Here is a 20,199-nt window from a genome sequence, read left to right as displayed (position 1 = left end):
GTACGAGGTCGTCGCCCAGGCCATGGGCGGGTCCATGGCGACCACCGGCTTCGAGGACGGACCACCCCTGGCGACCGGCGCCCAGATCGGGGACTCGGGCACCGGTATCCACGCCGTGGCGGGGATTCTCGCGGCGCTGTTCCAGCGGGAGAACACCGGGCGTGGTCAGCGGGTCAACGTGGCCATGCAGCATGCCGTGCTCAACCTCTGCCGGGTGAAGCTGCGCGATCAGCAGCGACTGGCACAGGGTCCGCTCGCCGAATATCCCAACGAGGACTTCGGCGACGAGGTTCCCCGGTCCGGGAACGCCTCCGGAGGCGGCCAGCCCGGCTGGGCGGTCAAGTGCGCACCCGGCGGACCGAACGACTACGTCTACGTCATCGTGCAGCCCGTCGGCTGGCAGCCCCTCAGCGAACTCATCGGCAGGCCCGAACTGGCCGACGACCCCGAGTGGTCCACCCCCGAGGCCCGACTGCCCAAGCTCGAGAAGATGTTCCAGCTCATCGAGGAGTGGTCGTCCACCCTTCCCAAGTGGCAGGTGCTGGAGGCGCTCAACTCCCACAACATCCCGTGCGGTCCGATCCTCTCCACCAAGGAGATCATCGAGGACGAGTCGCTGGTCGCCAACGAGATGGTCGTGAAGGTGACGCACCCCGAGCGCGGCGAGTTCGTGACCGTGGGCAGCCCGCTGAAGCTCTCCGACTCCCCTGTGGACGTCACCGGTTCGCCGCTGCTCGGCGAACACAACGAAGAGGTCTACATCGGCGAGCTCGGCCTCGGCGACGAAGAGCTGCGCCTGCTCAAGTCCAGCGGGGTGATCTGACATGGTGACCCAGGACCGGGCCCTGCGGGTACGCACCCTCCTCGACGGCGTACGGGCCGAGGGAAGGGCCGCGCTCACGGCACCCGAGGGCAAGGTGATCGCCGACGCGTACGGGATCGCCGTCCCCGGCGAGGAACTCGCGAGGGACGCGGACGAGGCGGTGGCCTGCGCGGCACGCTTCGGCGGGCCCGTCGTGATGAAGATCGTCTCCCCGGACATCCTGCACAAGACCGACGCGGGCGGCGTGGTCGTCGGCGTGGAGGGTGCGGGGGACGTGCGGGCCGCCTTCCACAAGATCGTCGAGAACGCACGGGAGTACGACCACCAGGCCCGCATCGAGGGCATACAGGTCCAGGAGTTGCTCCCGCAGGGGCAGGAGGTCATCGTCGGCGCGGTGACCGACCCGACGTTCGGGAAGGTCGTGGCCTTCGGGCTCGGCGGTGTACTGGTCGAGGTCCTCAGGGATGTCACTTTCCGGCTCGCGCCCGTGGACGCCGACGAGGCGCTGTCGATGCTGGACTCGATCCGCTCGGCGCAGATTCTGCGCGGGGTGCGTGGTGCGCGGCCGGTGGACAGGCGTGCCATCGCCGACCAGATCCTCCGGGTCTCCGAACTCGTCGCGGACTTCCCGGAGATCGCCGAGGTGGACCTCAACCCCGTGATCGTCACCGCGGAGGGTGCGGTCGCGGCGGACATCCGCGTGATCCTCGCCGAGCGGGCTCCCACCGAGCGCCGGACGCACACGCGCGAGGAGATCCTCAGCTCCATGCGGCGCCTGATGCGACCCTCGTCGATCGCCGTGATCGGCGCCTCCAACGAGCAAGGCAAGATCGGCAATTCGGTGCTGCGCAATCTCATCGACGGCGGCTTCCCGGGTGAGATCCACCCGGTGAACCCCAAGGCCGACGACATTCTGGGCCGCAAGGCCTACCCGAGTGTCACGGACATTCCGGGTGAGGTGGACGTGGCGGTGTTCGCCGTCCCCGCCCCCTCCGTGGCGCCGCTCCTGGAGGAAGTGGGACGCAAGAACATCCCCAACGCCGTACTGATCCCCTCCGGGTTCGCGGAGAGCGGCGAGCCCGAACTCCAGGACGAGATCGTGGCCATCGGCGAGCGGCTCGGCATCCGGCTGCTCGGTCCGAACATCTACGGCTACTACTCGACGTGGCACCACGTGTGCGCCACCTTCTGCACGCCGTACGACGTGAAGGGCGGCGTCGCGTTGACCTCGCAGTCCGGCGGCATCGGAATGGCCGTCCTGGGCTTCGCGCGCACGACGAAGACGGGTGTCTCGGCGATCGTCGGGCTCGGCAACAAGGCGGACCTGGACGAGGACGACCTCCTCACCTGGTTCGGCGAGGACCCGCACACGCAATGCATCGCGATGCACCTGGAAGACCTCAAGGACGGCCGCGCGTTCGTCGAGGCGGCACGCGCCACGGTCCCGAAGAAGCCGGTGGTGGTCCTGAAGGCCGGGCGTACGGCGGCGGGCGCCAAGGCCGCCGGTTCGCACACGGGCGCGCTCGCGGGCGACGACGCCGTGTACGACGACATCCTGAAGCAGGCCGGCGTCATCCGGGCTCCGGGGCTGAACGAAATGCTGGAGTACGCGCGCGCGTTGCCGGTGCTTCCGACTCCCCAGGGCGACAACGTCGTGATCATCACGGGCGCGGGCGGCAGCGGCGTGCTGCTGTCCGACGCGGTGACCGACAACGGCCTGTCCCTGATGGAGATCCCGCCGGACCTGGACACGTCCTTCCGGAGGTTCATCCCGCCTTTCGGGAGCGCCGGCAACCCCGTGGACATCACGGGGGGCGAGCCGCCGTCGACGTACGAGGCGACGATCCGGCTGGGCCTTGCGGACCCGCGCGTCCACGCGCTCGTCCTCGGCTACTGGCACACCATCGTGACCCCTCCCCTGGTCTTCGCCGAGCTCACCGCGCGCGTGGTGGCCGAGTTCCGCGAGCGCGGGATCGAGAAGCCCGTGGTGGCGTCGCTCGCGGGCGACGTCGAGGTCGAGGAGGCCTGCCAGTACCTGTACGAGCGGGGGGTCGTGGCCTACCCGTACACGACCGAGAAGCCGGTGGCCGTGCTCGGCGCGAAGTATCGCTGGGCGCGTGCGGCGGGGCTGTTGGGGGGCGGGTTCATGACGTGAGTGTGCGCGGGGGCGGCCGACGGTGCGCGTCGGCCGCCCTCGGGACCCATAAGCGCACGAAAGGCATTTGGCAGGGGGCGCTGACCAGATCTTTCGACGCAAGGGGTGTTTGAGCAAGATGACAACCACCGATTACTCGACGTCCGTCCCCTATCAAGAGGTGACGGACCGCAACGGCCGCGTGTACCGCGTCGGCGAGTCCGATATCGACATCATGGGCCGCAAGCGCAAATGGATGGTCATCCTGCCCTGGGCGGGCATGATGGGCATCAGCTCCGCCGAGTACGCGTTCACGTCCGCGGAGGACACGCTCCACGAGGCTCACCTGTGGAGCAGCGGACACATCTTCTGGCTCATGGGCGTCTGGGTGTTCTTCCAGGCGGCCGTGGCCTTCCCGGCCGGGCAACTGCGGGAGAGCGGCCGCCTCCCCGCCCGTACGGCGATGCTGCTGGGCGCGCTCGGCACGCTGCTGGGCTATCTGTCGCTGGCCTTCGCACCGCATGTGCTGATCGCCTATCTCGGCTTCGGCATGTGCAGCGGCATCGGAGCCGGCCTCGTCTACGCCACCAGCGTGAACATGGTCGGAAAGTGGTATCCGGAGCGCAAGGGCGGCAAGACGGGCTTCGTCAACGGCGGTTTCGCCTACGGGTCCGTGCCCTTCGTCTTCCTGTTCACGTCGTACATGGATCTGAGCAACTACAAGGGCGTCCTGGTCGCGGTCGGCCTGCTCTGCTGCGCCGTCGTCGCCGTCGCCGGCTGGTTCTACAAGGACCCGCCCAAGGGGTGGTGGCCCGCGGAGGTGGACCCCCTGAAGGCGTCGGACGACCCGAAGATCCGGCGGGCGCTGGAGAAGAACCCTCCGGCGGTGAAGCAGTACACCCCCAAGGAGGCCGCCCGTACCCCCGTGCTCTGGATGATGTGGTTCTGTCTGCTGTGCACGGCCGGGATCAACATCTTCGGCATCGCCTTCCAGGTGCCGTTCGGCAAGGACATGGGCTTCGCGGGCGGGATCGTGGCCACGGCGATGTCTCTGAAGGCCATCGTCAACGGCACCGGGCGCGGCGTCATCGGCTGGATATCCGACCGCGTCGGCCGGCGCCACACACTGATCATCGTGTGTCTGGTGCTGGGCTCGGCCCAGTTCGGTGTGCTGGTCTCCGGCCAGATGGGCAGCATGCCCTTCTTCCTGTTCTGCTCCATGGTCTCCGGTTTCGGCGGCGGCGCGATCTTCCCGCTGTTCGCGGCCATGACGGCTGACTACTTCGGCGAGAACAACAACGCCTCCAACTACGGAATGGTCTACAGCTCGAAGTTGATCTCGGGTCTCGTGGGCTCCGGTATGGGCGCGGTTGTCGTCGGCGCGTGGGACTACCACGGTGCCTTCGTTCTCGCCGGATCCATCGGGCTGGCATCCGCAGTGCTGGCCCTGTTCCTCAAGGCTCCCGGCCGGCCGCAGGCCCGGAGCATCGTTCCCAACCCGCAACCGCTTGGCGAGGAGATGGCGTAATGACGGCGGAACCCATCGCCGCGAAGGACGCGTCGAACGACCACGACGCCTCGAACCGCGCATACCGTGAAGTCTCCGACTCCCGGGGTCGTGTATACCGGATCGGCGAGACCGACCGGGACATCCTCGGCCACTCACGCAAGTTCATGGTGTATCTGCCATGGATAGCCATGATGGCCATCAGCGTCTTCGAGTACGCGTACGGCTCTGCCGAGGACACCTTGTCCCACGCGCACGGCTGGACGCAGAGCAACACCTTCTGGATCCTGAGCGTCTGGGTCTTCTTCCAGGCCGGCATAGCCTTCCCCGCGGGCTGGCTGCGGGAGAAGGGAATCCTGACCGCCCGCAAGGCCATGTACGCCGGCTCGGGTATGTGCCTGATCGGCTTCCTCGCCCTCTCCCACCTGAGCAACGTCCTTCTCGCCATCCTCGGCTTCGGCGTCATCGGCGGCGTAGGGTCCGGCCTGGTGTACGCGACCTGCATCAACATGGTCGGCAAGTGGTTCCCCGAGCGCCGTGGCGCGAAGACCGGATTCGTCAACGGCGGATTCGCCTACGGCTCCCTGCCGTTCATCTTCATCTTCAACTACGGCTTCGACACGGCCAACTACCACCGCGTACTGGACCTCATCGGCTGCTACGTGATGATCGTGGTCTTCGCCTCCGCGTTCTTCTTCAGGGACCCGCCGAAGAACTGGTGGCCCGCGGACATCGACCCGCTGACCTATGGCGGCTCCGAAAAGGGTGCCGCCAGCCTGTCCAAGAACCCTCCCGCGGTGAAGCAGTACACACCCAAGGAGGCCATCAGGACCGGCATGCTTCCGCTCATGTGGATCGCCCTCGTCATGACCGCGGGTGTGTCGATCTTCGGAATCTCCTTCCAGGTCGACTTCGCCAAGGAAGTGGGCTTCGGACCGCTGGTCGCGGCCTCGTCGATGGGCGTCATGGCCGTCATCAACGGCGTCGGCCGGGGCGTGGTGGGCTGGCTGTCCGACACCTGGGGCCGCAAGCAGACCCTGGTGTTCGTCATCGTCGTCCTGGGTCTCGCCCAGTTCGGCGTGATCTGGGCCGGTGACATCCACAGCGAAGCCCTGTTCCTGTTCTTCGCCTTCCTCTCCGGGTTCGGCGGCGGGGCCTTCTACCCGATGTTCGCGGCTCTGACGCCGGACTACTTCGGCGAGAACTACAACGCCACCAACTACGGGCTGGTGTACAGCGGCAAGCTGATCAGCGGCCTGTTCGGCGGCGGGCTGGGCTCGATGGTGGTCGCCGCCTGGGGCTACAACGGTGCCTACGCGCTGGCCGGCGGCGTCTCGATGGTGGCGGCGGCGATCGCGCTGCTGCTGAAGCAGCCGGGGCGGACCCTGGCGGACACGTCCGCTCCGCAGCCGCAACCGGTCGTCTGAGCAAGGGAGTCCTGACCGAACGGATGAGGCGGCCCTCCCCACGACGCGCGTCGTGGGGAGGGCCGCCTCATCCGTTGGCCCCCGTCATCCGTTGGCCCCCGTCATCCGTTGGTCAGGACTGGTGACGCTTCTTGCGCAGGGCCGCGAGATTGTCGTAACCGATCTTCGCGTGCTTCAGCGACTGCCCCGGGTCGGTGGCGCTCGGGGCGTTGTCCTGCTCGACCATCGGGTTGTGGTAGTTCCGCGCGCCGACGCGTGAGAAGAACGTGGTGTAGTCGATGACACCGGTGCCGAACGGCACCATGTCGTAGCCCATGCCGTTCGTGGTGTTGACCGTGCCGTCCTTGGCGTGGAAGAGCGGGTAGCGCTTGTTGTTGCGGACGACGAGCCCCGCGGGATCGAAGACGTTCTCCTGTGTGGAGCCGTCGTGGGCCGTGTACGTGTGGAACTTGTACTGGGCCACGTGCGCCCAGAAGATGTCCATCTCCAGCCAGACCACCTCCGGGTCGGTGATCTTGAGGAAGTACTCCAGCTTGCGGATGCCGGAGCTGCGGGTCGGACGGCCCTGCGCGTCCAGCGGACCGCCGTCGAGCAGGAAGCCGTACGCCGCGTCGTGGTTGTGGGTGTACAGCTTGATGCCCTCACGGCGGGCGATCTCGCCGAGCGCGTTCCACTTGTCCGCGGCCACGTCCCAGTCGGCGCGGTAGGCGCTGCCGGTGGGGTCGCCACCGGTGCCCATGTGCGCCATGCCGAGGATGTTGGCGATCTCCAGGTGCTTCTTGAAGGTGTCCAGGTCGGCCGTCGTGAAGGGCCAGGACGGCGGTATGAAGCCGTGGTTGCCCTGCGCCCGCAGCCCGTACTCGTCGAGCCAGGAGCGCAGCAGCTTGGCACCCTCCACGGACTCCAGGCTCGCGCCGCCCGGGGCGTTGACGTGCTGTCCGTATCCCGCGAACTCCACCTGCCGGTAGCCGAAGCGCGAGAGCTGCTGGAAGACCTCACGGAAACCGGAGGGCAGGTCGGTGGCGAGCGGGTCGCGGCCTGTCGCATCACGGACGGTGTAGAGGATGATGCCGCGCTTGTTCGCGGGGACGAGGACGTCGCCGCCGTGGTCGTCGCCTCTGCCCAGGTCCTGGGCCAGGGCCGGTGAGGCACCGAAGACGGGGGCGGCGATCGCCGCGGTCGCGGCGGCGGTGCAGGTGCTGAGGAAGCGGCGACGGCTGACGCCGAGAGTGCGACGCAGGGCGTCGCCGGTTCCGGATTCGTCGTTGAACGCGGTCACGGTTTCTCTCTTTCGGATCGGTGTTCTGCGGTGGCGGGTGCCGGGAGGTCTGCTGCTCGTGCCCAGGTCGGACGCCTGCCGAGCGCTCGCCGGACGCGTTGTCAGTGGCGCGTGTTTCACTTTCTGTAGTCGCTCGTCACGGCTTGTCAGGCCTCGTCAGGTGAGGCCGGCCAGGTCGAGCAGCAGGGATTTCACTTCGGTGGCCGCGACGCGGCCGGTGACTGCGCGGGGGGTGGAGCAGATGATGAGCGGACCTTCGTCGTCGCTCATGGGGAGGCGGCCGTGGCTGCCTCGAATAGGTGAGGGATCCAGGGGCACGACCGCCATGCGGTAGCGCATGCCGAGCTTCTTGCGGGCCAGAGCCGTGGCCGCCTTCACCTTGACGTAGGGGTCGAGGGGATCCATGAAGAGTTCGACCGGGTCGTAGCCGGGTTTGCGGTGGATCTCGACGAGCTGCGCGAAGTCGGGCGCATGGGCGTCGTCGAGCCAGTAGTAGTACGTGAACCAGGCGTCCGGTTCCGCGACGGCGACGAGTTCGCCGGAGCGCGGATGGTCGAGGTGATGGGTCTTCTTGCCCTCGTCGTCGAGGAGTTGCTCGATGCCGGGCAGGTCGGCGAGCGCCGCCTTCGTGGCCTCCAGGTCCTCGGGCCGTCGCACGTAGACGTGGGCGATCTGGTGGTCGGCGACCGCGAAGGCACGGGAGGCCATCGGGTCGAGGTACTCCATGCCGTCCTGCGTGTGCACTTCGAGGAGTCCGGCGCGGCGCAGTGCGCGGTTGATGTCGACGGGGCGGTCCGCGCGCGTGATGCCGTACTCGGAGAGCGCGACGACGGTACGGCCTTCGGCCCTGGCGTCGTCGAGGAGGGGAGCCATGGCCGCGTCGAGGTCCGCGGCCGCCTGGAGGGAGCGCGGGTCGTCGGGGCCGAAGCGCTGGAGGTCGTAGTCGAGGTGAGGGAGGTAGCAGAGAGTCAGGTCCGGCCGGCGGGTGCGGTTGATGTGCCGGGTCGCGTCGATGATCCAGCGGCTGGAGACGAGGTCGGCGCCGGGACCCCAGAAGTGGAAGAGGGGGAACGTGCCCAATTTCTCGGTGAGTTCGTCGTGCAGGGCCGGGGGCCGGGTGTAGCAGTCGGGTTCCTTGCGGCCGTCGGCGTAGTAGACGGGACGGGGAGTGACGGTGATGTCGGTGTCGGCGCCCATGGCGTACCACCAGCAGATATTGGCGACCGTGTAGCCGGGGTGCGCGCGCCGTGCGGCGTCCCACAGCTTGTCGCCGGACACCAGGCCGTTGTGCTGGCGCCACAGCAGTACGTCGCCGAGTTCACGGAAGTACCAGCCGTTGCCGACGATGCCGTGCTCGCCGGGGTGGGTGCCGGTGAGGAAGGTGGACTGGGCGGCGCAGGTGACGGCGGGCAGGACGGTGCCGAGCGGGGCACGGGAGCCGGACTGGCCGAGCGCCTTGAGATGCGGCATGTGGTCGAGGAGACGCGGGGTGAGACCTACGACGTCCAGGACGAGGAGAGGGGTGGTACGGGGATGCTCGCTGGAGTGCTCGGGCTGGGCTGTCGGCGCCGGCGGCTGGGTCACGGCAGCTCCTTGAGGCCGAGGTCGGTCAACAGGTCACGGGCGAGGGTGAGTTCGGCGGCAATGCCGTCGGCGAGCTGGGCGCGGGCGCGTGGGCGCAGCTCGGGTGGGAGGGCCTGCCAGGTGTAGGTCTCGACCTCCAGATGACGGGTGCGCGGGTGCGGGCCGCCGACCAGGTCGGCAAGCGCCGCCCGGAGTACGGGGAGTGTGGAGGTGAGGGGCGCGGCGGGGGCCGCGTGCAGGGGGACGTGGAAGTGGGCGCGCCATGGGGAGGCGTCGGGCAGAGCGTCGCCCGCCAATGCTTCGCCGAGATCGTCGGTGCCGCGCAGGCCGGCGGCTGTCCGGGTGCGGGTCTGGTGCAGGAAGCGGGGTTCGTCGAAGGCGGCGAGGGCGGTGCGGACTTCGGGGAGATGGGGGTGTTCGGCGTGCAGGGCGGCTGACAGCTGCGATTTGACGACGGGGACGCGGGCTTGCGCGAGCGCGTCCAGGGCGTGGTGCGGGTCTTCGAAGGAGGTGGCGAGGTGGCAGGTGTCGACACAGATGCCGATGCGCTCGTGGCCGATCGCGGTGAGCGGGGCGAGGGCGTCGGTGGTCGTCTCGACCGTGCAGCCGGGTTCGGGCTCCAGGCCGACGCGGATGGAGCGGCCGGTGAGTTCGTGCAGGGCGTCGAGGCGTTCGGCCAGCGTGCTCAGCGCGGTGTGGGCGGTCGCCGCCCGCTCACCGTCGTACGCCGTGCGCCAGGCGAGGGGCAGTGTGGAGATGCTGCCCTCGGTGACGTCGTCGGGAAGGAGCTGGGCGAGGACACGCGCCAGGGAGGTCGTGTGGGCGAGCCGCTCCGGGTCTGCCCAGTCCGGCTTGTAGACGCGGTACTTGACCTCTTCGGCGCCGAAGCCTTCGTACGGGAAGCCGTTGAGGGTGACCACTTCGAGGCCGCGGCGGTCGAGTTCGGTGCGCAGGCCGCGCAGCGCGGACGGGTCGCCGACCAGTGTGCGGGCGGCGTCCTTGGCGAGCCACAGGGCGATGCCGAGGCGGTCTCTTCCCAGGCGTCGGCGGACGGGTTCGCAGTGGTCGCGGAGTTGGGCGACGACGCCGTCGAGGGTCTCGGCCGGGTGGACGTTGGTGCAATAGGCGAGGTGGACGGTGGAGCCGTCGGGGTGACGGAAGCGCATGGCTCACTCCCCGCCGCGGAGGATGGTGTTGCCTTCGTGGGTCGCGTCGGTGCCGGTCACATCGAGCGACAGCCGCCCGCTCAACCCGTAGAAGGCCACGGGGTTGCGCCACAGCACCCGGTCGACGTCGTCGTCGGTGAATCCGGCCTTCAGCAGGGCGTCGCCGACCCGGCGGGTCTTGAGGGGGTCGCTTCTTCCCCAGTCCGCGGCCGAGTTGACGAGCACCTGCTCAGGCCCGTACTCCCGCAGGACCGCGACCATCCGCTCCTCGTCCATCTTGGTGTCCGGGTAGACGGAGAAGCCCAGCCAGCAGCCGCTGTCCTTGGCCTCCTTGACAGTGGTCTCGTTGAGGTGGTCGACCAAGACCCGGTCCGGGGACAGGGCGGACTCGCGGACGGCGTCCAGGGTGCGGCGCAGGCCCGCCAGCTTGTCCCGGTGCGGGGTATGGACCAGCGCGGGCAGCCCATTGTCGGCGGCGAGCTGCAGCTGGGCGGCGAGCGCGGTGTCCTCGGCGGGGGTCATCGAGTCGTAGCCGATCTCGCCCACGGCCACGACCTGGTCCTTGACGAGATAGCGGGGCAACTCGTCGAGGACGGGGACACAGCGGGGGTCGTTCGCTTCCTTGGGATTGAGGGCGAGCGTGCAGTGGTGGGCGATTCCGTACTGGGCGGCGCGGAAGGGTTCCCAGCCGAGGAGCGAGTCGAAGTAGTCGAGGAAGGAGGCGGGTGAGGTGCGGGGCTGGCCGAGCCAGAAGGAGGGCTCGACGACGGCGCGGACGCCCGCGGCGTGCATGGCCTCGTAGTCGTCGGTGGTCCGTGACGTCATATGGATGTGGGGGTCGAAGATGCGCATCAGGACTCCTTGCCGGAGGCGCCGGACGTGCCGGGCGCGCCGGGGCTTCGGGACGTGCCGGTGGGGGTGGCCGTGGGCTCGGTCAGCGCCAGCACGCGGTACAGGTCCTCGGGTACGGGACGGCCCGCGGCGGCGCGTTCGTCGGCGTAGTCGCCGAGCATGCGGGCAAGTTCCGCATCGGCGTGGGCACGTCGGGGCAGGTCGGCCACGTCGTCGACGGGGACGCCGGTGAACAAGCACTTCAGGACGGCGTGGCGCCAGTTGTGGGGGTCCAGGTGCAGGGCCGCGTACGGGCCGACGGCGGCTGCGACGAGTCGGGTGTCGTTGGTGCGCAGGGCGTCCTCGACGAGGGGCAGCGCGTCTGGTCCCGGCACCAGGTGGGGCAGGGCGTGCAGGACGGCGATGCGTTCGGCGGCGGTGCCCTGGCGATAGACGCGGGTGAGTGCGTCCGGCTCGGCGCGGGCGGCGTGCAGCAGGAGTACACGGGCGGCGTCGGCGTGTTCGGGCCCGCACCGGCGCCCGGCCTCGGCGATCCGCAACTCCCAGGCGGAGATGGGGCCGTGGGTGCCGGGGTGGGCGGCGGCCTCGTCGAGGGCCTGGTCGAGCCAGTCGCGAGCAGCTCCGCCGAGATGGGTGTTCAGGCGGGCGTGCAGGGCGGCGAGGGCGGGCTGAGCTCGGGGGCCGACCTGGCTGTGCCGGGTGCCCTGGATGTGGTGGCTGTCCTGGCCGTGCTGGGCTCGGTGCGGGTGGTTCACGGGGTTCTCCCTTCGGGGCCCTCGGGGATCGCCCGGGCCGCGCGGTGGAGGAACGGGAGGGACTGTTCGGCGAAGTGGGGTCCCGCGTGGGAGTGGCGGGGCAGTTCGACGACGGTCAGGGCCTGGTAGCCGGTGGCGGCCAGGGCCTCGAGTACGGGCGGGAAGTCGATCTCCCCGTCCCCGAACGGGAGGTGTTCATGGATGCCGCGGTGCATGTCCTCGATCTGGACGTGCCGCAGCCAGGGGCCGGCGGCACGTACGCAATCGGCGGGAGAAAGGGGTTCGAGGCACTGGCAGTGGCCGATGTCGAGGGTGAGTCCGAGCGCGGCCGGGTCGCCGAGGGTGCGGCGCAGGCGGTGGAAGTCGGCGAGGGTGGCGAGCAGGTGGCCGGGTTCGGGTTCGACGGCGAGAGGGACTCCGGCGCGGGTGGCAGCGTCCAGCACGGGGGTGAGCGCCTCGGCCAGGCGCTTCCACGCGGTGTCCTCGTCCGTGCCGGCCGGGGTGACTCCGCTGAAGCAGTGCACGGCGTGGGCGCCGAGGTCGGCGGCGACTTGGACGGCCCGGGTGAGCAGGCCGACGCGGCGCGCGCGGTCCTCCGGGGCGGGGTCGAGGAGCGAAGGGCCGTGTTTGCGCCGTGGGTCGAGGACATAGCGGGCGCCGGTCTCGACCGTGACGCCCAGACCGAGCGCCGCCAGCCTGTTGGCCACCTTCCCGGTGCGGGCGGCCAGGTCCGGCGCGAGCGGATCGAGGTGCATGTGGTCGAGGGTCAGGCCCACGCCGTCGTAGCCGAGGTCGGCGAGGAGTGCGAGGGCATCGTCGAGTCGGAGGTCGGTGAGGCCGTTGGTGCCGTAGCCGAAGCGGAGGGGGTGCGGGGCCGGGGCGGGGCGCGTGTGGGTGGCCGTGCGGGGGCTCGGGATCATGTGACGCTCACCTTCCTCGCGAACTTGCGGGCCGCTGGGGCGAGCGCGGCGGTCAGCAGGGCGGTGACGGGGGCGCCCGCGCGGGCGGCGAGGGTGGCCTGGAGGGGGATCATGGCGCGGATTCCGCCGCCGACTGCTCGTTGGGTGAGCGGGGGTGAGGGGTTCAGGACGGCGTGGAAGAGCGGGTGGGCGGAGGTCGCCGCGTAGGCGAGGGTGAGCGCCGTGCGCAGGGTGTCCGTCACGGGGTGAGCGAAGGGGCCCGGAGCGGCACCACGTGCCGGGCCGAGTCTCCCGCCGGTGCCGACGCCCGCCTGGCCCGTGTCCATCGGGGCGCCGACACGCCCTGGGTGCAGCGCCGTTGGGTCATCGCCGATCGGCCGGCTCGCACCGGCTCGGCCGTTCGACAGGCCCCAGGCCAGCGCACCTGTCGTGGCCAGCGCGGCCAGCGGCGCCAGCGGCGAACCGCCCTGCGTCTCGCCGCGCGACACCGTGGTCACCGCGAGGGTGTGGGTGGCCAGGGTGAGGGCGGAAGGGAGGGCGCGGCGGAGGGTGCGCGGGTCGGTGGTCGAGACGAGGGGCACGTCCTGGCCGGGCACGGCACGTCCGGTGGTCGCCTGGCCGAAAAGCCGGTCCCGACGGCGAGCCGTACCTGCGGTGGCCGCGGCGCCGAGGAGTACGTCCAGGCCGCGAGCGGCTGCCATCGCCACAGGTCCGACGGGTGTTCGCTTGAGTGTGAGGTCGTACGCCCAGACGGTGGCCGCGAGGGGTGCGGCGACCGCGAGGGAGGGGCGGCCGGCGCGGGCCGCCAGGGCGAGACCCGCCGCGGTCAGGGCTCCGGCCGCCGCGAGTGCCGCGGCCGGGCGTATGCGCCCGGAGGGCAACGGGCGGTGCGGGCGTTCCACGGCGTCCTCGGCCCGGTCGGCCCAGTCGTTCAGGGCCATGCCCGCCTCGTACAGACACAGAGAGGAACCGATAGCGAGCAAGGTGCGAGAGTTCGGGCGGGCGCCCACGGCAGCGGCCCCCGCGAGGGCGTCCCCGGGAACGGTGAACAGGGCGGGCAGACGCAGAAGCTCAGCCCAGGCCCGGGCCTTCGCCCGGGTCCTCGGGCCCAACGCGGCCGACGCGCTCGCCCGGACCGACCCACTCGCCCCCGCCAACCCAGCCGAAGCGCTCGCCCCGGCCAACCCAACCAGCGCGCTCCCCTTGGCCAACCCGGCCACCGCGCTCGCCACAGCCAACCCAGCCGACAGGTTCGTCCTGACCGACCTGGCCGACCCACTCACCCGGACCGACGCGGCCGACCCACTCGCCCCAGCCAACCCAACCAGCCCGTTCCCCTTGGCCAGCCCGTTCCCCTTGGCCAACCCGGCCACCGCGCTCGCCACAGCCAACCCAGCCGACGCACCCGCCACAACCGCCCCAGCCCGCCACAACCTCACCGGCCCTCCCCAGCGAGGCCCCGAAGGTGTCCCGCCAAGCCCGCCAGTGCCGCGTATTGCTCGCCCAGGGCCGAAGGGCCCTCCCCCATCGGGTCCTTGAAGTAGAAGCCGAGTTCGCTCAGCGGGCCGGTGAGGCCGGCCTCGTGGGCGCGCGTCGCCAGACGGGCGAGGTCGAGGACAAGTGGGGCCGCGAGCGCGGAGTCGCAGCCCTGCCAGGTGGTCTGGAGGATCATGCGCGTGCCGAGGAAGCCGTCGAAGGCGATGTGGTCCCAGGCGGTCTTCCAGTCGCCGAGGGAGGGGACGTCGTCGATGTGGGTCTCGCCCTCGGGGGCCGCGCCCAGGGTGTCCGCGAGTACGCGCTCCTTGCCGGCGCTCTTGGCCGCCGCGGCAGCCGGATCGGCGAGGGCGGCCCCGTCGCCACCGCCCAGGAGGTTGGTGCCGGACCAGGCGCGGACCGCCAGCGCGCGCTGGGCGAACATCGGGCCGAGCACCGACCGCAGCAGCGTCTGACCGGTCTTGCCGTCGCGCCCCGCGTAGGGCAGCCCGCTGGACTCGGCCAGGGCGACAAGGGCCGGATGGTGCAGGCCCGTGGAGGGGGTGAAGTTCACGTACGGACAGCCGGCCCGCAGCGCCGCCGCCGCGTACAGCGAGCTGGGTGGCTGATCGGTTCCGACGGCAGCGGGCTCCGTGGAGGCCACGTTCACCACCACCGCCCGGGTCAGGCCCCGGCGGCGTACGAAGTCCCGTATGTCCGTGGCGAAGGCGTCCACGAGGTCGGCCTGGTCGCGGGTGTCGCCCGGCACGGGCCCGCCCGGGCGGATCTCCTCGTCGGCGGCCTCCAGTTCGGCCGCGATCGCCGACGGGAGGCCGTGCGGGAGCACGCCACCGGCGACCAGGGTCTCCGCCCGCTTCGGGAGGGGGCAGCCCACCGTGTCGTGGCCGCCGAAGACGAGGGACGACAGGGCGGGCAGACCGCAGTCGGCGAAGAGGTCGGTCTCGGTGACCATGCCCGTGGGGGCGTGCAGCCCGGCGGTGACGGCCGCGCAGCCCGCGATGACGGTGGTGGCGACGGAGCCGCGCGCTCCGATCAGCCACACCCCCACCCGGGAATCGGAAAGGGACGCGGACATGGGCAGCCTCCTTGTCGTACGTCAGTCAGGAGATTCATCAGCCGGGAGTTGCACCTCCCGGGAATTGCACTTGCCGGGAGTCGCACCAGCCGGGAATTGCATCGGCCGGGAGTTGCATCAGCCGGGAAATACGTCTCCCGGAGAGGCGAGACGGCGGGCGGGAGTACGGCGCCTCCCGCCCGCCGCCGTTCAGTCGCCCGGCGAAGCCCTGAGTGCGATGGGCTTCGAGGGCAGTTCCTTGATCCGGACGTTGCGGAAGGACACCTGGTCGTCGGCTCCGTGGTTCTGGATGCCGACATGCCCGTCGCGCAGGCTCCGTGCCGGATCGGTGTTGGTGAAATCGTTGATCTTCACGCCGTTGAGCCAGACGCGGAGCCGTTCGCCCTCCACGCGGATCTCGTACGTGTTCCACTCCCCCGGCGGGTTCAGCGCGCGATCGCGCTTGGCGATGTCGGCGGACTGGAAGCTGTACACGGCCCCGGTCGTGCGATCGGGGGTGTCGGTCGCGTCGATCTGGATCTCGTAGCCGTTGTTCACCGCCGACCAGGGGTCGTCGGAGGCCGGGAAGCCCACGAAGACACCGGAGTTGTCGTCCCCGGCCACCTTCCAGTCCAGCTTCAGCGAGTACGAGCCGAAGCCCGCATCGGAGCCGGAGCCCGAGCCGGCGTACCAGAGCATCCCCAGCCCGCCGTGCGACGTCAGCGTGCCGTCGTCCGACAGCGAGAACGAGCCCGGTCCCGCCTGCTTCCACGCCGACAGCGACTCGGCCGAGCCGTCGAAGAGCGGCCGGTAGCCGTTCTCCGGACGGCAGTCGGCCTGCGCGTCACCGATGGCGTACCGGATCCCGCCCAACAGATGTGCACGGAAGGCCGGTTCGGCGTAGGACGCCTTGGTGTGGCCGCCCCCGGTGTAGAAGGCGCGGCCGCCCTGGTACTCCTGGCACCAGGCGATCGGATGGTCGCCGCTCATCGTGCCGCCGGTGTACGACGACTCGTCGAGCGAGGCCAGGACATGGGCCCGGTCCCGTGGATTCGAGCGGTAGTTGTACCACTCGTCGGTGCGGTTCCAGGCCTTCGGCAACTCCGAGGTGGCCGGGTTCCCCCGGTCCTCGACGTCGACCGTCGCGGGCTGGATCGCGGGGTGCGACTGGAAGTACGCCCCTGCGAGGCCGCCGTAGAAGGCCCAGTCGTACTCGGTGTCGGCGGCCGCGTGGACGCCCACGTAGCCGCCGCCCCGCTTGATGTACCGCTCGAAGGCCGCCTGTTGGGTGTCGTCGAGGACGTCACCGGTGGTGGAAAGGAACACCACGGCGTCGTAGCGGGCGAGGTTCTTCGTGGTGAAGGCGCCCGCGTCCTCGGTGGCGTCGACCGCGAAACCGCCGGTCGCCCCCAACTCGCGTACGGCCGCGATCCCCTCCGGGATCGAGTCGTGCCGGAAGCCGGCGGTCTTGGAGAAGACCAGGACCCGGCTCTCGTCGGCTCCCTTGGAGGCGGCCGGTCCCGACACACAGCCGATGAGCAGAGCGGCTGCGGCACCCACCGTCAGCATCTGTGCTGATGTGCGCATGCTCGTCACACCTCCCGTCAGCTCGTCGTGAAGGTGAAGTCGTCCACGTCGTAGAGCGCGCCGGTACCGCTCCCCTTGAAGACGAGGTAGAGCGTGGTGGTCCCACGGGGCGCATCCGAGAGATCCGCGCTCACATCCTGGAAGGTCTCCCAGCCGCCGGTCACCGGCACGGTCGCGGTGCCCAGCAGTCGGCCGGTCGTGGAGCCCGCGCGGACCTCGAGCGTGCCGCCCGATCCGGCGGACGCGATGCGTGCCGTGATCTTCGTGGCGTTGCTCAGGACGTACGGCTCGAACGAGATCCAGTCGCCGTTGTTGATGTCGCCGACCGTCTTGCCGCCGTGCGCGGTCGCCTTCGTCTGGACGGTGATGCCCGAGGCGTTGCCGTAGTGCTCGGCCTGGCGGTGCCGGGGCTGGGCGACATGCTGGTCGTGGCTGGTCAGCGCGGCCTGGCCGCCGCCACCGCCGTCGGTGTACTCGGCGTCGAAGACTCCGAAGATGTTCGCGTCCTCGTCATGTCCGCTGCCCGCCCCGGTGTTGATGGTGCCCGAGCAGCCGTTGGCGGAGGTCAGCAGGTGGCCGTGACTGTCGTGGCCGAGGATGAAGTTGACCTTCACCTTGGAGCAGTCGATCGTCGGGTCCTCCGGGTCGGTCACCTTCACCTTGAAGGGCACGGTGTCCCCGAAGCTGAACAGCTGGCCGTCCCGCGGAAGTTCGAGCGTCACCGTGGGCGCGGTGTTGCCGACCACGACCTGCACGCTCGCGCTGCCCGTGCGCCCGCTCGCGTCCTTGGCCGTCACGGTCGCCGTGTAGGTGCCGTTCTTCTTGTACTTGTAGGCCGGGTTCGCCGCCGTCGACTTGCCGCCGTCGCCGAAGTCCCAGCTGTAGGTGAGGGCGTCACCGTCGGCGTCGGTCGAACCGGCGGAGGAGAAGCGGACCTTGAGCGGGGCCTGTCCCGAGGTGCGGTCGGCCGCGGCCTGGGCGACGGGTGAGTGGCCGTCGGTGGCGTTCTCGATGCGGTAGAGGCCCGAGTTCTCGTCCCCGCCGAACCAGGCGGTGCCGTAGTCGAGGACGTACAGCGCGCCGTCGGGTCCGAACGCCATGTCCATCACCTGGGTGCCCGTCCACGGGACGGAGTTGATGGACTGCACGGTGCCGTCGCCGTCCGAGACGATCCGCTTGATCCAGCGGCGTCCGAACTCTCCGGCGAAGAAGTTCCCGTCGTACGCCTGCGGGAACTTCACCGGCGAGTCGAGGGAGGCGTCGTAGTGGTAGACCGGGCCGCCCATCGGGGACTCCGAGCCGCTGCCGAACTCCGGGACGGACGCGCCGTCGTACGGGATCCAGGCGGGCTGGGCCGGGGGCAGGTCGGTGAGACCGGTGTTGTGCGGCGAGTTGTTCTTGGGCGCGTTGCAGTCGAAGCTCGCGCCGGAGGCCTTCGTGCCGAAGTCGTAGTCCACGTAGGCGTCATTCTTGCCCGTGCAGTACGGCCAGCCGAAGTTGCCGGCGCCGGTCACGCGGGCGAACTCGACCTGGCCGCCGGGGCCGCGCGCCGGGTCGGCGGCGCCCGCGTCCGGGCCGTAGTCACCGACGTAGACGATGCCCGTCGCCTTGTCGACGCTGAAGCGGAACGGGTTGCGGAAGCCCATGGCGTAGATCTCGGGGCGCGTCTTGTCCGTGCCGGGCGGGAAGAGGTTGCCGTCGGGTATGGAGTACGAGCCGTCGGCATTCACCTTGATGCGCAGGATCTTGCCGCGCAGGTCGTTGGTGTTGCCGGCCGAACGCTGGGCGTCGAAGGCCGGGTTGCGGTCGGCGCGCTCGTCGATGGGGGTGAAACCGTCCGACTGGAACGGGTTGGTGTCGTCCCCGGTCGAGAGGTAGAGGTTCCCCGCCGCGTCGAAGTCGATGTCGCCGCCGACGTGGCAGCAGATGCCGCGGGACGTCTGAACGTCGAGGATCTTCTTCTCGCTGGCGTTGTCGAGCGTGCCGTCGGCCTTGAGGACGAACCGCGAGAGGCGGTTGACGCCATCGAAGGGCGCGAAGTCGGCGGCGGTGCCGGTCTCCGGGGCGTCGCCCGCCGGGGTGTTCAGGGGCGGCGCGTAGTAGAGGTAGATGTAGCGGTTGGTGGTGAAGTCGGGGTCGATGCCTACGCCCTGCAGGCCTTCCTCGTCGTGCGAGTAGACATCGAGCTTGCCCGCGATCCTGGTGTTGCCCGCCGCATCGGTGAGGCGGAGTTCGCCGTCGCGCGAGGTGTGCAGAACCGAGCGGTCCGGGAGCACGGCGAGCGACATGGGCTCGCCGACCTCGGGCTCGCCCTTGGCGAGGGTGACTTGCTGGAAGTCCTCGGCCGCGGCGGCCGTGGTGTCACCCGGGTCGGCGACGGCTGCGCCGGCCGAGGGTGTGAGGGTGAGGGAAGCGGCCGCGAGCAGCGCGCCGCTCAGCAGGGCGAGTGCCCCGCGGAGTCTTGGACGTCTCGAGTGGCTCGTGTTCTTCCTGTTTCTGGCGTTCGGGTGCACGAAATGCCTCCATGAAGGGGCTGGTCGTACTGGGCGGGTGCGATACGCCGGGGTGCGCCGTCACCCCGGAATGCGTTGAACTCTTCGACGGGGCCTAGTCGCTGCCGCCGAATGCCGCGTCGAACGAAGCCGACGGCGGCTCGAAGTCGTATGCCTTGAGGCGGGTCAGGGCCTCGGGTGCGCCCTGGAGCCGGTCCATGCCGGCGTCCTCCCACTCGACCGAGATGGGGCCCGTGTAGTCGATGGAGCGCAGCATGCGGAAGACGTCCTCCCAGGGGACGTCGCCGTGGCCCGCGGAGACGAAGTCCCAGCCGCGGCGCGGGTCGCCCCAGGGCAGGTGCGAACCGAGGCGGCCGTTGCGTCCGTCGAGCCGCTTGCGGGCTTCCTTGCAGTCGACGTGGTAGATCCGGTCACGGAAGTCGTAGAGGAAGCCGACCGGATCGAGGTCCTGCCAGACGAAGTGCGAGGGGTCGAAGTTCAGGCCGAAGGCCGGTCGGTGGTCAACCGCCTTCAGAGCACGCTGGGTTGTCCAGTAGTCGTACGCGATCTCGCTGGGGTGGACCTCGTGCGCGAACCGCACGCCCTGCGCGTCGAAGACGTCCAGGATCGGGTTCCAGCGCGTCGCGAAGTCCTCGTAGCCGCGCTCGATCATCGACTCGGGCGCGGGCGGGAACATCGCGACCAGGTGCCAGATCGCCGAGCCGGTGAAGCCGATGACGGTGTCGACGCCGAAGGCCGCCGCCGCGCGGGCGGTGTCGGCGATCTCCGCGGCGGCCCGCTGCCGTACGCCCTCGGGTTCGCCGTCGCCCCAGATCCGGGCCGGCAGGATGGCCTGGTGGCGCTCGTCGATGATGGCGTCGCAGACGGCCTGGCCGACCAGGTGGTTGGAGATCGCCCAGCACTTGAGGCCGTACTTGTCGAGGAGCGCGTGCCTGGAGTCGATGTACGCCGGGTCCGCGAGAGCCTTGTCGACCTCGAAGTGGTCGCCCCAGCAGGCGAGTTCGAGTCCGTCGTAGCCGAAGTCGCGGGCGAGGCGGCAGACCTCTTCGAGGGGCAGATCGGCCCACTGGCCGGTGAAGAGCGTGAAGTTGCGCGGCATTCCCA

15 protein-coding genes are annotated in these 20,199 nt (G+C 70.1%); 4 read left to right on the top strand and 11 right to left on the bottom strand.

The annotated features are described in order from the left end of the window. From IEY95_RS39985 to IEY95_RS39970, 4 genes are all read left to right on the top strand, one after another. Positions 1 to 823 (top strand): CoA transferase (locus IEY95_RS39985; RefSeq protein ID WP_189191144.1); only part of this gene is annotated, 823 nt, incomplete at its 5' end. Position 824: 1 nt separating this feature from the next. After that, a complete protein-coding gene (locus IEY95_RS39980; protein ID WP_189191143.1) occupies positions 825 to 2,978 on the top strand; it encodes an acetate--CoA ligase family protein in 2,154 nt (717 codons plus the stop codon). 118 nt (positions 2,979 to 3,096) lie between these two features. Continuing rightward, complete coding sequence (locus IEY95_RS39975) at positions 3,097 to 4,485, top strand: OFA family MFS transporter (RefSeq protein WP_189191142.1); 1,389 nt, start codon at positions 3,097 to 3,099, stop codon at positions 4,483 to 4,485. Then, positions 4,485 to 5,891, top strand: a complete 1,407-nt coding sequence (locus IEY95_RS39970; protein WP_189191141.1) for an OFA family MFS transporter — start codon at positions 4,485 to 4,487, stop codon at positions 5,889 to 5,891. The genes IEY95_RS39975 and IEY95_RS39970 overlap by 1 nt, the downstream gene beginning before the upstream one ends. A gap of 112 nt (positions 5,892 to 6,003) precedes the next feature. Here IEY95_RS39970 and IEY95_RS39965 read toward each other — a convergent pair whose 3' ends face one another. From IEY95_RS39965 to IEY95_RS39915, 11 genes are all read right to left on the bottom strand, one after another. Further along, positions 6,004 to 7,170 carry a sugar phosphate isomerase/epimerase family protein gene (locus IEY95_RS39965; RefSeq protein ID WP_189191140.1) on the bottom strand — a complete coding sequence of 389 codons (1,167 nt, stop codon included), beginning with the start codon at positions 7,168 to 7,170 and terminating at the stop codon, positions 6,004 to 6,006. 156 nt (positions 7,171 to 7,326) lie between these two features. Continuing rightward, on the bottom strand, positions 7,327 to 8,754 hold the full coding sequence (locus IEY95_RS39960) for an alkaline phosphatase family protein (RefSeq protein ID WP_189191139.1): 1,428 nt from the start codon (positions 8,752 to 8,754) through the stop codon (positions 7,327 to 7,329). Next, a complete protein-coding gene (gene eboE / locus IEY95_RS39955; protein ID WP_189191138.1) occupies positions 8,751 to 9,920 on the bottom strand; it encodes a metabolite traffic protein EboE in 1,170 nt (389 codons plus the stop codon). Before eboE ends, IEY95_RS39960 begins: the two co-directional genes overlap by 4 nt. A 3-nt stretch (positions 9,921 to 9,923) precedes the next feature. Beyond that, positions 9,924 to 10,772: a TatD family hydrolase gene (locus IEY95_RS39950; RefSeq protein ID WP_189191137.1), complete on the bottom strand. Its 849-nt coding sequence runs from the start codon at positions 10,770 to 10,772 to the stop codon at positions 9,924 to 9,926. Next, the gene (locus IEY95_RS39945) at positions 10,772 to 11,527 is read right to left on the bottom strand and encodes an EboA domain-containing protein (protein WP_373294639.1); all 756 of its coding nucleotides are present in this window, start codon (positions 11,525 to 11,527) and stop codon (positions 10,772 to 10,774) included. Before IEY95_RS39945 ends, IEY95_RS39950 begins: the two co-directional genes overlap by 1 nt. Next, positions 11,524 to 12,447 carry a sugar phosphate isomerase/epimerase family protein gene (locus tag IEY95_RS39940; protein WP_189191136.1) on the bottom strand — a complete coding sequence of 308 codons (924 nt, stop codon included), beginning with the start codon at positions 12,445 to 12,447 and terminating at the stop codon, positions 11,524 to 11,526. The genes IEY95_RS39945 and IEY95_RS39940 overlap by 4 nt, the downstream gene beginning before the upstream one ends. Next, complete coding sequence (locus tag IEY95_RS39935) at positions 12,444 to 13,658, bottom strand: SCO3242 family prenyltransferase (RefSeq protein WP_373294642.1); 1,215 nt, start codon at positions 13,656 to 13,658, stop codon at positions 12,444 to 12,446. Before IEY95_RS39935 ends, IEY95_RS39940 begins: the two co-directional genes overlap by 4 nt. Positions 13,659 to 13,882: 224 nt before the next feature. Continuing rightward, positions 13,883 to 15,016 carry an inositol-3-phosphate synthase gene (locus IEY95_RS39930; protein WP_189191135.1) on the bottom strand — a complete coding sequence of 378 codons (1,134 nt, stop codon included), beginning with the start codon at positions 15,014 to 15,016 and terminating at the stop codon, positions 13,883 to 13,885. A gap of 189 nt (positions 15,017 to 15,205) precedes the next feature. Further along, positions 15,206 to 16,582, bottom strand: coding sequence for a ThuA domain-containing protein (locus tag IEY95_RS39925; protein WP_189191134.1), 1,377 nt, complete (start codon positions 16,580 to 16,582; stop codon positions 15,206 to 15,208). A gap of 17 nt (positions 16,583 to 16,599) precedes the next feature. Then, the gene (locus IEY95_RS39920) at positions 16,600 to 19,095 is read right to left on the bottom strand and encodes a PQQ-dependent sugar dehydrogenase (protein ID WP_189191133.1); all 2,496 of its coding nucleotides are present in this window, start codon (positions 19,093 to 19,095) and stop codon (positions 16,600 to 16,602) included. Positions 19,096 to 19,189: 94 nt separating this feature from the next. After that, positions 19,190 to 20,194 (bottom strand): sugar phosphate isomerase/epimerase family protein, encoded by a 1,005-nt coding sequence (locus IEY95_RS39915; protein ID WP_189191132.1) that lies wholly within the window; start codon positions 20,192 to 20,194, stop codon positions 19,190 to 19,192. Positions 20,195 to 20,199: the final 5 nt, after the last annotated feature.

The organism is Streptomyces albiflavescens, from assembly GCF_014645835.1.
Classification (GTDB): Bacteria; Actinomycetota; Actinomycetes; order Streptomycetales; family Streptomycetaceae; genus Streptomyces; species Streptomyces albiflavescens.
Note: the sequence above shows the minus strand (reverse complement) of the source record. Positions and strands in the feature narration are given on the sequence as shown.

Coding starts and splice junctions, on each gene's coding strand:
- IEY95_RS39980 (WP_189191143.1), top strand. CDS start 825: ATGGTGACCCAGGACCGGGCCCTGCGGGTACGCACCCTCCTCGACGGC.
- IEY95_RS39975 (WP_189191142.1), top strand. CDS start 3,097: ATGACAACCACCGATTACTCGACGTCCGTCCCCTATCAAGAGGTGACG.
- IEY95_RS39970 (WP_189191141.1), top strand. CDS start 4,485: ATGACGGCGGAACCCATCGCCGCGAAGGACGCGTCGAACGACCACGAC.
- eboE (WP_189191138.1), bottom strand. CDS start 9,920: ATGCGCTTCCGTCACCCCGACGGCTCCACCGTCCACCTCGCCTATTGC.
- IEY95_RS39950 (WP_189191137.1), bottom strand. CDS start 10,772: ATGCGCATCTTCGACCCCCACATCCATATGACGTCACGGACCACCGAC.
- IEY95_RS39940 (WP_189191136.1), bottom strand. CDS start 12,447: ATGATCCCGAGCCCCCGCACGGCCACCCACACGCGCCCCGCCCCGGCC.
- IEY95_RS39930 (WP_189191135.1), bottom strand. CDS start 15,016: ATGTCCGCGTCCCTTTCCGATTCCCGGGTGGGGGTGTGGCTGATCGGA.
- IEY95_RS39925 (WP_189191134.1), bottom strand. CDS start 16,582: ATGCGCACATCAGCACAGATGCTGACGGTGGGTGCCGCAGCCGCTCTG.
- IEY95_RS39915 (WP_189191132.1), bottom strand. CDS start 20,194: ATGCCGCGCAACTTCACGCTCTTCACCGGCCAGTGGGCCGATCTGCCC.